A 12,787-nucleotide genomic window follows, 5' to 3' on the forward strand; every position below is an offset into this window, starting at 1 on the left:
TGCGATTCCCGTTATAAGGACGGCCAATGGCCCTTTGGCTTGGAGTGACGCATGAGCACCGATAAAGAAGACTTGGCAAACGATGACGACTTCCAAAGTACGGACGACGACGTGGAGCCGCAGGCCGAACCGGCCAAGACCAACCTCAGCAAGCGCCGCACCATCGACAACATGCTCGAGGAGCGACGCCTGCAGAAACAGCTGGCCGACTTCGACTACGATCTGTAACGCAGACATGCAAAAGCCTCCTGAACGGAGGCTTTTCAATAGGGCTCAGGCCAGCCCATGGCGCTGGGCGAGTTCGATCAGGTCCACCAACGAGCGGGCATTCAACTTGAGCAGCAGGCGAGTCTTGTAGGTACTGACTGTCTTGTTGCTGAGGAACATGCTGTCGGCGATCTCCTTGTTGCTCTTGCCCCGGGCCAGTTGCTGGAGCACCATCATCTCCCGGCCGGAAAGCCGCTCGACCATCTCCATTTCCGTGGCGCCTCCCGTGCCCGAGCGCCCCTTGTGCAATGCCTGGTTGGGGAAATAGCTGTAGCCGGACATCACGGCCTTGATGGCACTGAGCAGCTCGGTCAACTCCTGTTGCTTGCAGACATAACCTGCCGCCCCCGCTTGCATGCAGCGCATCGAGAAGTGCCCCGGGGCCTGGGAAGTCAGTACCAACACCTTGCTCGCCGGGCTCGCCAGCGTCATCCGCGCAATCACTTCCAGCCCATCCAGTTTGGGGATCCCGATATCCAGAATGACAATATCCGGCAGATACTCCCGCGTCAGTTGCAGGGCATCCACACCATTGTCACTCTCCGCCACCACTTCGTAGCCATGCCGTTCCATCAGCATGCGTACGGCCAGGCGAATGACCGGGTGATCATCCACGATCAGCACTTTATTCATGCGATTCCCATTGATACGTTATTTTTAGTTCGATAGACCACCACACCCGAGCATAACGATTATTTATGCAGCGGTTTCCCTGGTAAATTCACCGAAAGAAGCGGCCTACAATTAATAGAGACTCTTCCTACGCACTACCCCTTTCACAAAATGTAATAGATACAGGTTCGTCGCAACGATTCAGAAAGTAACAGCCGGAAGAATTGGATCCAAGTGCCATTGAGTCACACTTCACGCGGGAAAATTCGACTGTACACACTGGATAAAGGTAGGCGTCGAACGCGGCGACTTGGCCAGGGAGGGAAACGAGGCACGCTTAATTACAGTGGGGAAAACACGCTACAGATGGGCAAAGCATCACCAGGCCCTCATCATGAACCGCGACCCCATCAGTCCGTTGACCCTTATCGCTGTCTTTGCCGGCGTGATCGAAGCGTCTGCCCTGGCATCACTCCCGTTCCTCAGCGAAGACAGCCAGGACCCTGTACACCTGGTTCCTGGTGGGCTTCCCGTTCTTCCTCACCGTACTGTTCTTTCTTACCCTCAACTTCAACACTCGCTCGCTGTTTGCACCTGACAGCAATGCCCGCAGCGCCCGCAAGCCTTTACGCACACCTGTCTCAGGGAGCAAAGGCGCGATGATCATCGCCATTTCCGGAGCCGACAGTCAGAAGATCATCGAAAACCATGTACTGCGAATGATCGATCGCCCCCACGGGCGACAACGACGCTGGGTGCTGTACAACCTGGATACGCGCACCTGTATCCATCTCTCAGCCGTGCCCATGCAGGATGACGAGACCGCGACCGCCACCGAAGCAGAAACCCAGGCATGAAAAAACCCGGCCAAGGCCGGGTTTTTCGTACGCTCGTGGCTGCTTACAGCAGCGAACGGCCTTTGTTGGCCGCGATACGCATACGCAATGCATTGAGCTTGATGAAGCCCGCGGCATCGGCTTGGTTGTAAGCCCCGCCGTCTTCCTCGAAGGTCGCAATGTTGGCATCGAACAGAGAATCGTCCGACTTGCGCCCCACGACGGTGACATTGCCCTTGTACAGCTTCAGGCGAACAACGCCATTCACGTTGAGCTGCGAGGCGTCGATCATCTGCTGCAGCATCAGACGCTCCGGGCTCCACCAGTAGCCGGTGTAGATCAGGCTGGCGTACTTGGGCATCAGCTCATCCTTCAGGTGAGCGACTTCGCGGTCCAGGGTAATCGACTCGATGGCGCGGTGAGCCTTGAGCATGATGGTGCCGCCCGGGGTCTCGTAGCAACCGCGCGACTTCATGCCGACATAGCGGTTCTCGACGATGTCCAGGCGGCCGATGCCGTTGGCGCCGCCAATGCGGTTGAGCTCGGCCAGCACGGTGGCCGGGGTCTTCTCGACGCCGTCGATGGCGACGATGTCACCGTTGCGGTAGGTCAGCTCGATGTAGGTGGCCTGGTCCGGGGCATTCTCCGGGGAGACGCTCCATTTCCACATGTCTTCCTCGTGCTCGGTCCAGGTATCTTCCAGGACACCGCCTTCGTAGGAGATGTGCAGCAGGTTGGCGTCCATCGAGTACGGCGACTTCTTCTTGCCGTGACGCTCGATCGGGATACCGTGCTTCTCGGCGTAGTCCATCAGCTTCTCGCGGGACAGCAGATCCCACTCACGCCATGGCGCGATGACCTTGACGCCAGGCTTGAGCGCATAGGCACCGAGCTCGAAACGCACCTGGTCGTTGCCCTTGCCGGTGGCACCGTGGGAAATGGCATCGGCGCCGGTTTCGTTGGCGATTTCGATCAGGCGCTTGGCGATCAGCGGGCGGGCGATGGAAGTACCCAGCAGGTACTCGCCTTCGTAGACGGTGTTGGCGCGGAACATCGGGAAAACGAAATCACGCACGAACTCTTCGCGCAGGTCGTCGATGTAGATTTCTTTCACGCCCATCGCCTGGGCCTTGGCGCGGGCCGGCTCGACCTCCTCGCCCTGGCCGAGGTCAGCGGTGAAGGTCACCACTTCACAGTTGTAGGTGTCCTGCAGCCACTTGAGAATCACCGAAGTATCAAGGCCGCCGGAATACGCCAATACGACCTTTTTTACGTCCGCCATGCCATCACTCCACGGGGTTGTACGGAAAGCCGATGATTCTACCGGCCTTGCCGAAAAATTTACAATGGGGCGACAGCTTGTGACGACAAAGCGACAGGAATTGTCGAGAGCGCGACCCGCTGTCGCACTCAGGATTTCGCAGGCGCGGGCTGGGTGGCAGCGGCCGCAGGCGTCGCAGGCGCAGGTGCGGTAGCCGCGGGTGCCGGAGCCGCCGGCGCAACCGGTGGCGCCGGCTTCTCCAGCGGTTTCTCGACCGGTGTCACACGCTCGAGCTGGATGTTCACCCGGCGGTTTCGCGCCCGGTTGGCGACAGAGTTGTTCTTCGCCAGTGGATAGCGCTCGCCGTGGAACCGCACGGTGATCTGCTCTTCCGGCACGCCATGGGCCTTGAGGTAGTCGGCAACCGCCAGCGCCCGTCGACGCGAGGTGTCACGGTTGGTCAGACGGTTGCCGCTGTTGTCGGAATGGCCGTTGAGCTCGATGCGGTTGACCGTCGGATCGGCCTTCAGATAATCGAGCAGCACATCCAGGCGAGCGCGCGCCGAGCTGTCCAGCTCGATACCGCCACCGGGGAAGCCGACCTGGGTCTGACGGATCTGGTCATAGTTCATCGGCAGCAGCTTGGCAGCACACAGTTGGTAGTCGCTGTAGGCCTTGGCGAAGCTGACTGGCATCACCTGCACTTGCATCGGCCGGCCACCCTCGCCCCGGTAGTTGCGCACCACCGTGCTACGGCCATCGAGCAGGCCATTGATCAGGCGGCTGGCCTGCCCCTGGCTGGAGGTGAACAGCACGCCAGTGCGGGCCATGTGCACCGCACCAAGGTTGATATCGCCCCGCCCTGGCTGCCAGGGGGCTGCGGCGGCCAGCAAGGTGGCGGAACCGGCGCCGAGGACGTTGCTGTCCGAACGCAGCTGGAACGTCGGTTGTTCGCCGGCACGGCGCACGAACTCGCCGCTGCCGAAACCGTCGATCGGCTGGATCAAGCGACATTCGAACTGATCACCCTCGACTTTCCAGGCGACGTTCTCCACGCGGGTCTGGAAGGTCATGGCCCCGGCCGGCAGGCTGGCGACAAGGGTGAACAGGGCTAGGTAACGCTGGCGCACGGTCGGCTCCACTGATTCTGACGGCTTACCTGAATGCTATCGGACGCCCGTCGGAAAACTTGATAGCCGTGCTCGAACAGGGGTTTTCCGGTAGCATTGGCTTCTGAGTTCGACCCGCCTGGAATCTCCAATGTCCGATCGCCTGACCCTCCTGCGCCCCGACGACTGGCACATCCATCTGCGCGATGGTGCCGTCCTGCCTCACACCGTCGGTGACGTGGCGCGTACCTTCGCCCGCGCCATCATCATGCCCAACCTGGTTCCGCCGGTGCGCAACGCCGTCGAGGCCGATGCCTACCGCGCCCGCATCCTTGCCGCACGCCCCGCCGGCAGCCGTTTCGAGCCACTGATGGTGCTGTATCTTACCGACCGCACCAGCCCGGAAGACATCCGCGCCGCCAAGGCCAGTGGGATCGTGTTCGCCGCCAAGCTCTACCCGGCCGGCGCCACCACCAACTCCGATTCGGGCGTGACCAGCATCGACAACATTTTCCCGGCAATCGAGGCCCTGGCCGAAACCGGCATGCCCCTGCTGGTGCATGGTGAGGTCACGCGCAGTGAAATCGACGTGTTCGACCGCGAGAAGCGCTTCATCGACGAGCACATGCGCCGCCTGGTCGAGCGCTTCCCGACCCTGAAAGTGGTGTTCGAGCACATCACCACCGCCGACGCCGCGCAGTTCGTCACCGAGGCGCCGGCCAACGTCGGTGCCACCATCACCGCCCAGCACCTGCTGTACAACCGCAACCACATGCTGGTCGGCGGTATCCGCCCGCACTTCTATTGCCTGCCGATCCTCAAGCGCAACACCCACCAGGTTGCGTTGCTGGATGCCGCGACCAGCGGCAACCCGAAGTTCTTCCTCGGTACCGACTCGGCGCCTCACGCCAAGCATGCCAAGGAAGCCGCCTGCGGCTGCGCCGGCTGCTACACCGCCTACGCCGCCATCGAGTTGTATGCCGAGGCGTTCGAGCAGCGCAATGCGCTGGACAAGCTCGAAGGCTTCGCCAGCAAGCATGGCCCTGACTTCTACGGCCTGCCGCGCAATACCGACACCATCACCCTGGTGAGAGAGCAATGGACAGCGCCGGACAGCCTGCCCTTCGGTGACACCACCGTCATTCCCCTGCGCGCTGGTGAAACACTGCGCTGGCGCCTGCAGGAGGACAACGCGTGAGCGAAGATCTGTACGAAGACGACCAGGACAGCCAGGTCAGCAGCGGCTCGCGCCATCCGATGGCCGAGCGTTTCCGCGGCTACCTGCCCGTGGTGGTGGATGTCGAGACTGGTGGCTTCAACAGCGCTACCGACGCGCTGCTGGAGATTGCCGCCGTCACCATCGGCATGGATGAAAAGGGCTTCCTGTTCCCCGAGCACACCTACTTCCATCGGGTCGAACCGTTCGAGGGCGCCAATATCGAGGCCGCCGCGCTGGAGTTCACCGGCATCAAGCTCGATCACCCGCTGCGCATGGCGGTGAGCGAGGAAAGCGCGCTGACCGATATTTTCCGCGGCGTGCGCAAGGCGCTGAAGGCCAATGGCTGCAAGCGGGCGATCCTGGTGGGGCATAACAGCAGCTTCGACCTGGGTTTCCTCAATGCTGCGGTGGCGCGCAACGATATCAAGCGCAACCCGTTCCACCCGTTCTCCAGCTTCGATACCGCCACCCTCGCTGGCCTTGCCTACGGCCAGACCGTGCTGGCCCGAGCCTGCCAGAGCGCAGACATCGACTTCGACGGCCGTGAGGCGCATTCGGCGCGTTACGACACCGAGAAGACCGCCGAGCTGTTCTGCGGCATCGTCAATCGCTGGAAAGAGATGGGCGGCTGGCGCGACTTCAACGACTGATCACACGCTTGTAGCTTGAAGCATAAAAAAACCGGCCACCAGGGCCGGTTTTTTCATGCGCTTGGCAATTTACAGCTTGCCAGCGTTCTCGCTCAGGTAAGCCGCGACACCTTCCGGCGAAGCGTTCATGCCCTTGTCGCCTTTCTTCCAGTTGGCCGGGCAGACTTCGCCGTGCTCTTCGTGGAATTGCAGGGCGTCGACCAGGCGCAGCAGCTCGTCCATGTTGCGGCCCAGCGGCAGGTCGTTGACGATCTGCGAGCGGACAACACCGTTGGTGTCGATCAGGAAGGCACCACGGAAGGCCACGCCGCCTTCGGACTCGACGTCGTAGGCCTTGCAGATTTCGTGGGTCATGTCGGCTGCCAGGGTGTACTTGACCTGGCCGATGCCGCCATTGTTGACCGGGGTGTTGCGCCAGGCGTTGTGAGTGAAGTGCGAGTCGATCGACACGCCGATCACTTCCACGTTGCGCGCCTGGAAGTCAGGGATGCGGTTGTCCAGGGCGATCAGCTCGGACGGGCAGACGAAGGTGAAGTCCAGCGGGTAGAAGAATACCAGGCCGTACTTGCCCTTGATGGCCGAGGCCAGGTTGAAGCTGTCGACGATCTCGCCGTTGCCCAGCACGGCTGGAACGGTGAAGTCCGGGGCTTTTTTGCCAACGAGTACGCTCATTCGATCTCTCCTGATGAGGGGTGAAAAACCTTGCCCGGGCGGAACACGTCCCCCGGATCCAGCAAAGGCCGACCATCATACACAGCTTTGCGTGACAGGCCGAATCTCAACCGCCGGTCGCTCTGGAACGCACCTTACACAATGTGTTTTGACAAGCATTCTCATTACCATTACTCTCCAATCCATCGAATCAACCCGCGATGGTCAGCCTTTATGTATGTGTGTCTTTGTGTCGGTGTCACCGACGGACAGATCCGCGATGCGATCTACGAAGGATGCTGCAGCTACAAGGAAGTTCGAGCCGCCACCAATGTCGCCAGCCAGTGCGGCAAGTGCGCCTGCCTCGCCAAGCAGGTGGTGCGCGAAACCCTCACCGAGCTGCAACTGAGCCAGCAGGCCGCCCTGCCCTACCCCGTTGAATTCAACGCGGCGTAATGTCCCCAAATTTGAAGAACCGGACCTGGTGTCCGGTTTTTTTATGCCTGCAATTCAATAAGTTAGCGTTCGAACGCAGTTCACAAACATTCTTATTCCGATTAATTTTCATTTATTATTCAATAACTTAGGTTTGACATAGATAGTTGCGAGGCTCAAACTTGTTTGCATTGGCTCAACTTCTACAGGGCAGACCCCATCATGAAAGGCGACGTAAGCGTCATCCAGCATCTCAACAAGGTCCTCGGAAACGAGCTGGTCGCAATCAACCAGTACTTCCTGCATGCGCGCATGTACGAAGATTGGGGCCTGAACAAGATCGGCAAACTCGAGTACAAAGAGTCCATCCAGGCGATGAAGGATGCTGACAAGCTGATCAAGCGCATCCTCTTCCTCGAAGGCATCCCCAACGTCCAGGACCTGGGCAAGCTCATGATTGGCGAGCACACCAAGGAAATGCTCGACTGCGACCTGAAGCTTGAGAAAAAGGCCCACGCCGACCTGAAAGCCGCCATCGCCCACTGCGAAACCGCTGGCGATTTCGGTTCGCGTGACGTGCTCGAGGACATCCTCGAAGACCAGGAAGAGCACATCGACTGGCTGGAGACTCAGCTGGGCCTGATCGACAAGATCACTATCGAGAACTACCTGCAGTCGCAGATGGGCGAAGAGTAACTGCTCGATCGACGACAACAAAAAGCCCCGCTATTGCGGGGCTTTTGCATGCTGGCGAAGAACGCCGGAATCAGGCTTCGGAAGCCTTGGCCTTGGCGGCCGCATCCTTGATCAGCGCCTGCAGCTCACCCTTTTCGAACATCTCGATCATGATGTCGCTGCCGCCGACCAGCTCACCCGCCACCCACAGTTGCGGGAAGGTAGGCCAGTTGGCGTACTTGGGCAGGTTGGCGCGGATTTCCGGGTTCTGCAGGATGTCGACATAAGCGAACTTCTCGCCACACCCCATCACGGCCTGCGAAGCCTTGGCCGAGAAACCGCACTGCGGCGCATTCGGCGAACCTTTCATGTAAAGCAGAATGGTGTTGTTGGCGATCTGCTCTTTGATTGTATCGATGATATCCATGAAGCACCTCGGCTGAACTTTCCGACTGGGTCGTCGGCACGGTGACGCATTGTATCGGAAAGCCGAGCGGCGTGCTCGGCCTTGCCGATGCTCAGGCGGCCTCCACTTGCACAGGTACGCCATTGAGGGCGGCGTTGCCGGATACGCCATCACGCAAGTGCTCGTCGGTCAGGTCATTGGCGCTCACTCCTGGCTGTGCACTGGCTACCTGCAAGCGCGCGCCCTGGCGCCCGTGACCGTAGCCATGGGGCAGGCTGACCACTCCTGGCATCATCTCCTCGCTGGCTTGGACAGGCACTTCGATCACGCCGGTGCGTGAGCGGATTCGCACCATCTGCCCGTCCACCAACTGACGGTGGCGCAGATCCTCCGGATGCATCAACAGATGATGCCGCGGTTTGCCTTTGACCAGCCGATGATAGTTGTGCATCCACGAATTGTTGCTGCGCACATGGCGGCGGCCGATCAGCAACAACTGGTCCACCGTCGGCGCTGCCTGCCGGGCCAGGCGTTGCAGATCACCGAGCAGCACCGCCGGTGCGGCTTCGACTTTGCGGCTGGTCGTGCGCAAGCGCGGCGCAAGGTTGGCCGCCAGTGGTCCTAGATCCAGGCCGTGGGGGTGTTCATCGAGCCTCTGCAGGGAAAGCTTCCAGGACGACTCGTCACCATAAGGGCCCCTGCGCAAGGCAAAGTCGATCATCCGTGCCGGTGGCAGGGTGGCCTTGAGCTCGGCCTGCGCACGCTGGGCAAAGGCTTCGGCCAGGCCCACGAAAATCTCCCAGTCATGCAGTGCCCCCTCCGGCTTGGGCAGGATCGCCCGGTTGAAACGGGTGACATTGCGCACCGCCAGCAGGTTGAAGGTGGAATCGTAGTGATCATTCTCCAGCGCCGAGGTGGAGGGCAGGATCAGGTCGGCATGACGCGTGGTCTCGTTGATGTAGAGGTCGATGCTGAGCATGAACTCCAGGCCGGCCAGCGCCTGGTCCAGGCGCCGCCCGTTGGGCGTGGACAACACCGGGTTGCCGGCCACGGTCACCAACGCCCGCACTTGCCCGTCACCGGGCTCGAGGATCTCCTCGGCCAAGGCCGAGACCGGCAGCTCGCCAGCATATTCGGGCAATCCCGAGACACGACTGCGCCATTGGTCAAAGTGGCCACCCGATGTGCTGGCGACCAGATCGACAGCCGGCTCGGTGCACAACGCACCACCCACTCGATCAAGGTTGCCGGTGACCAGGTTGATCAATTGCACCAACCAGTGGCACAACGAACCGAAGGCCTGGGTCGATACCCCCATCCGGCCGTAGCACACGGCCTTGTCGGCAGCGCCGAAGTCCCGCGCCAATCGGCGGATGTCCTCGGCCGGGATGCCGCACAACGCGCTCATGCTGGCGGCATCGAACGGCAGGATCGCCTCGCGCACCTGCTCCAAGCCATTGATCGGCAAGTGCGAGCCACGGGCCAGGCCCTCGACGAACAGGGTATGCAACAGCCCACACAGCAACGCTGCGTCGCCGCCGGGGCGGATGAACAGGTGCCGGTCGGCCAGTAACGCCGTCTCGCTGCGCCGCGGATCCACCACCACCAGCTGCCCGCCCCTGGCCTTGAGCGCCTTCAGGCGCTTTTCCACGTCGGGGACGGTCATGATGCTGCCATTGGAAGCCAGGGGGTTGCCGCCAAGGATCAGCATGAACTGCGTGTGGTCGATGTCCGGGATGGGCAGCAACAGACCATGGCCGTACATCAGGTGGCTGGTCAGGTGCTGCGGCAGTTGGTCCACCGAGGTGGCCGAGAAGCGGTTGCGGGTCTTGAGCAGGCCGAGGAAGTAATTGCTGTGGGTCATCAAGCCATAGTTGTGCACGCTGGGGTTGCCCTGGTAGACCGCAACAGCATTGCGCCCATGGGCCTGCTGCACCGCCCACAGCCGCTGTGCGGCGAAGGCGAAGGCCTCATCCCAGCCAATCGCCTGCCACTGGTCACCGATGCGCCGATGAGGCTGGCGCAGGCGGTCAAGGTCTTCCTGGATGTCCTGCAGGGCGACCGCCTTCGGGCAGATATGGCCGCGGCTGAACGGATCCTGCGGATCGCCCTTGATCGAGCTGATCCGCGGCGGCCCTTCCGCCCCATGGGTAACTTCGATGTTCAGGCCACAAATGGCCTCGCACAGGTGACAGGCTCGGTGATGCAGGGTCTTGGTCATGGCCGCCTCTGCCTTGTTGTTCGCAAGGCTCGACTATGCGCCGGCCAACCGATGCCCGCCAGCGAGGTTCGCAGCGTGAATCGGACGACATCAGGCAGACGGTTCACGACAACAGGTTTGCCAAACGCGCATCGAGCCGTGTACAACCGCTGTAGCAAATAAAAAACAGCTGCTCGCCAAAGGCTTACGACACCCTTTGACACAGAGGCGCTGTTTCCCCTCTTGGTTTCAGGCGACATTTAATTATAGTATTGCGCCTTTCCCTATTCCGTCCGCCCCGTGCGGCTTACGCCGCAGGTCACTCCCGTTGTCAACAAAACCCATACGGTCGACCTGCAAAACGTTGCAGATAAGGTAGTCAATCATGAGCGCTAGGCACTTTCTCTCCCTGCTGGATTTCACCGCTGACGAATTGCTCGGCGTGATCCGTCGCGGCATCGAGCTGAAGGACCTGCGTAAACGAGGCGTGCTGTTCGAGCCGTTGAAGAACCGCGTGCTGGGGATGATCTTCGAGAAATCCTCGACCCGTACCCGAGTGTCCTTCGAAGCGGGCATGATCCAGCTTGGCGGCCAGGCGATCTTCCTGTCGCCGCGCGACACCCAACTGGGCCGCGGCGAGCCGATCGCCGACAGCGCCATCGTGCTGTCGAGCATGGTCGACGCGGTGATGATCCGTACCCACGCCCACAGCACCCTCACCGAATTCGCCGCCAACTCGAAGGTGCCGGTCATCAATGGCCTGTCCGACGAATCGCACCCCTGCCAGCTGCTGGCCGACATGCAGACCTTCTTCGAGCACCGTGGCGCGATCCAGGGCAAGACCGTGGCCTGGGTCGGCGACGGCTTCAACATGTGCAACTCCTATATCGAAGCTGCCGTGCAGTTCGATTTCCAGCTGCGCATCACTTGCCCTGAAGGCTACGAGCCCGATCCGCGCTTCCTGCAACTGGGTGGCGACCGCGTGCAGATCGTCCGCGACCCGAAGGAAGCTGTTCGCGGCGCCCACCTGGTGACCACGGATGTCTGGACTTCCATGGGCCAGGAAGAGGAAACTGCACGGCGCCTGGCGCATTTCGCGCCTTACCAGGTCACCCGCGAACTGCTCGACCTGGCGGCACCCGACGCCCTGTTCATGCATTGCCTGCCCGCCCACCGTGGCGAGGAGATCAGCCAGGACCTGCTCGACGACCCCCGTTCGGTCGCCTGGGACGAAGCTGAGAACCGCCTGCATGCGCAGAAGGCCCTTCTGGAATTCCTTGTAGAACCGGCTTACCACCACGCATGAGTCAACAGCTACTGCTCAACTTGCGCAACCTGGCCTGCGGCTATGGCGACCAGCGCATCGTCCAGAACCTCAACCTGCACCTCAACGCGGGCGACATCGGTTGCCTGCTAGGGTCCTCCGGTTGCGGCAAGACCACCACGCTGCGCGCCATCGCCGGGTTCGAGCCGGTGCACGAAGGCGAGATCCAGCTGGGCGGCGAGGTCATCTCCCGCGCCGGGTTCACCCTGGCGCCGGAGAAACGCCGGATCGGCATGGTGTTCCAGGACTACGCGCTGTTCCCCCACCTGACCGTCGCGCAGAACATCGCCTTCGGCATCGGCAAGCACCCGCACCAGGCCATGGTGATCGAGGAGATGCTCGAACTGGTCAAGCTGGCTGGCCTCGGCGGCCGTTTCCCGCACGAGCTGTCGGGCGGCCAGCAGCAACGCGTGGCCCTGGCCCGGGCGCTTGCACCGAAGCCACAGCTGCTGTTGCTTGACGAACCCTTCTCCAACCTCGACGTGGAGCTGCGCCGACGCTTGAGCCATGAGGTCCGCGACATCCTCAAGAGCCGCGGCACCAGCGCCATCCTGGTCACCCACGACCAGGAAGAAGCCTTTGCCGTCAGCGACCACGTGGGGGTGTTCAAGGAGGGGCGCCTGGAACAGTGGGACACGCCCTACAACCTCTACCACGAGCCGCAAACGCCGTTCGTCGCCAGCTTCATCGGCCAGGGTTACTTCATTCGCGGCCAGATGAGCGGCCACGAGGCAGTGACCACCGAACTCGGCGAGCTGCGCGGCAACCGGGCCTATACCATGGCGCCCGGAAGCTCGGTGGACGTGTTGTTGCGCCCCGACGATATCATCCATGCCCCCGACAGCACGCTACGGGCACAGGTCATCGGCAAAAGCTTCCTCGGCGCTTCGACCTTGTATCGCCTGCAGCTTCCCACCGGCAGCCAGCTAGAAGCGATCTTCCCCAGCCACAACGACCACTCGCTCGGCCAGGACGTCGGCATCGCCGTGGCCGCCGATCATCTCGTGCTGTTCCCGGTCCCCGGTAGCGTTGCTGCGCAGCTACCGCGCCAGGAGAACGGCGTGCGTCGCATCAGCTCGGCGCTCTGAGGTTCGACAGCATCGCGGGGCAAGCCCGCTCCCGCGCCTGTCGCAGGCGTGGGC

Annotated in this window: 14 protein-coding genes; 8 read left to right on the forward strand and 6 right to left on the reverse strand. The window is 61.6% G+C overall.

What is annotated here, in order from left to right:
- The first annotated feature begins 51 nt into the window (after positions 1-51).
- A complete protein-coding gene (locus tag ACZ9C1_RS12670) occupies positions 52-228 on the forward strand; it encodes a PA3496 family putative envelope integrity protein (protein WP_023630757.1) in 177 nt (58 codons plus the stop codon).
- A gap of 45 nt (positions 229-273) precedes the next feature.
- Here the strand turns inward: ACZ9C1_RS12670 and ACZ9C1_RS12675 are convergent, their stop codons facing one another.
- Complete coding sequence (locus ACZ9C1_RS12675; RefSeq protein WP_102684768.1) at positions 274-900, reverse strand: response regulator transcription factor; 627 nt, start codon at positions 898-900, stop codon at positions 274-276.
- 500 nt (positions 901-1,400) lie between these two features.
- On the opposite strand from ACZ9C1_RS12675, the gene ACZ9C1_RS12680 reads away from it, so the two are divergent.
- Positions 1,401-1,736, forward strand: coding sequence for a hypothetical protein (locus ACZ9C1_RS12680; RefSeq protein ID WP_476254033.1), 336 nt, complete (start codon positions 1,401-1,403; stop codon positions 1,734-1,736).
- A gap of 43 nt (positions 1,737-1,779) precedes the next feature.
- On the opposite strand, the gene ACZ9C1_RS12685 is transcribed toward ACZ9C1_RS12680, so the two are convergent.
- Together ACZ9C1_RS12685 and ACZ9C1_RS12690 are read right to left on the reverse strand one after the other, a co-directional pair.
- A complete protein-coding gene (locus ACZ9C1_RS12685) occupies positions 1,780-2,997 on the reverse strand; it encodes an argininosuccinate synthase (RefSeq protein ID WP_102684766.1) in 1,218 nt (405 codons plus the stop codon).
- A gap of 128 nt (positions 2,998-3,125) precedes the next feature.
- Positions 3,126-4,106 carry a flagellar protein MotY gene (locus tag ACZ9C1_RS12690; RefSeq protein WP_476254034.1) on the reverse strand — a complete coding sequence of 327 codons (981 nt, stop codon included), beginning with the start codon at positions 4,104-4,106 and terminating at the stop codon, positions 3,126-3,128.
- A gap of 130 nt (positions 4,107-4,236) precedes the next feature.
- On the opposite strand from ACZ9C1_RS12690, the gene pyrC reads away from it, so the two are divergent.
- The gene (pyrC, locus tag ACZ9C1_RS12695) at positions 4,237-5,283 is read left to right on the forward strand and encodes a dihydroorotase (RefSeq protein ID WP_198755605.1); all 1,047 of its coding nucleotides are present in this window, start codon (positions 4,237-4,239) and stop codon (positions 5,281-5,283) included.
- Between the two features lie 59 nt (positions 5,284-5,342).
- A complete protein-coding gene (gene rnt / locus ACZ9C1_RS12700) occupies positions 5,343-5,954 on the forward strand; it encodes a ribonuclease T (RefSeq protein ID WP_225933324.1) in 612 nt (203 codons plus the stop codon).
- Between the two features lie 69 nt (positions 5,955-6,023).
- Here rnt and ACZ9C1_RS12705 read toward each other — a convergent pair whose 3' ends face one another.
- The gene (locus tag ACZ9C1_RS12705) at positions 6,024-6,626 is read right to left on the reverse strand and encodes a peroxiredoxin (protein ID WP_003254945.1); all 603 of its coding nucleotides are present in this window, start codon (positions 6,624-6,626) and stop codon (positions 6,024-6,026) included.
- 213 nt (positions 6,627-6,839) lie between these two features.
- Between ACZ9C1_RS12705 and ACZ9C1_RS12710 the strand changes: the two genes are divergently transcribed.
- Together ACZ9C1_RS12710 and bfr are read left to right on the forward strand one after the other, a co-directional pair.
- Entirely contained in the window at positions 6,840-7,061 is a 222-nt protein-coding gene (locus ACZ9C1_RS12710) for a bacterioferritin-associated ferredoxin (RefSeq protein ID WP_046854452.1), read from the forward strand.
- Positions 7,062-7,262: 201 nt separating this feature from the next.
- Positions 7,263-7,736 carry a bacterioferritin gene (bfr, locus tag ACZ9C1_RS12715; RefSeq protein ID WP_046854451.1) on the forward strand — a complete coding sequence of 158 codons (474 nt, stop codon included), beginning with the start codon at positions 7,263-7,265 and terminating at the stop codon, positions 7,734-7,736.
- A gap of 70 nt (positions 7,737-7,806) precedes the next feature.
- On the opposite strand, the gene grxD is transcribed toward bfr, so the two are convergent.
- Together grxD and ACZ9C1_RS12725 are read right to left on the reverse strand one after the other, a co-directional pair.
- A complete protein-coding gene (gene grxD / locus ACZ9C1_RS12720; RefSeq protein ID WP_139669271.1) occupies positions 7,807-8,142 on the reverse strand; it encodes a Grx4 family monothiol glutaredoxin in 336 nt (111 codons plus the stop codon).
- A 91-nt stretch (positions 8,143-8,233) separates the two neighbouring features.
- Positions 8,234-10,342 carry a molybdopterin oxidoreductase family protein gene (locus ACZ9C1_RS12725; RefSeq protein ID WP_476254035.1) on the reverse strand — a complete coding sequence of 703 codons (2,109 nt, stop codon included), beginning with the start codon at positions 10,340-10,342 and terminating at the stop codon, positions 8,234-8,236.
- A 364-nt stretch (positions 10,343-10,706) separates the two neighbouring features.
- Between ACZ9C1_RS12725 and argF the strand changes: the two genes are divergently transcribed.
- Positions 10,707-11,627 (forward strand): ornithine carbamoyltransferase, encoded by a 921-nt coding sequence (argF, locus tag ACZ9C1_RS12730; RefSeq protein WP_476254036.1) that lies wholly within the window; start codon positions 10,707-10,709, stop codon positions 11,625-11,627.
- On the forward strand, positions 11,624-12,733 hold the full coding sequence (locus tag ACZ9C1_RS12735) for an ABC transporter ATP-binding protein (RefSeq protein ID WP_476254037.1): 1,110 nt from the start codon (positions 11,624-11,626) through the stop codon (positions 12,731-12,733). The genes argF and ACZ9C1_RS12735 overlap by 4 nt, the downstream gene beginning before the upstream one ends.
- The last annotated feature ends 54 nt before the right edge of the window (positions 12,734-12,787 follow it).

It is taken from the genome of Pseudomonas sp. TE21435 (genome assembly GCF_056279265.1).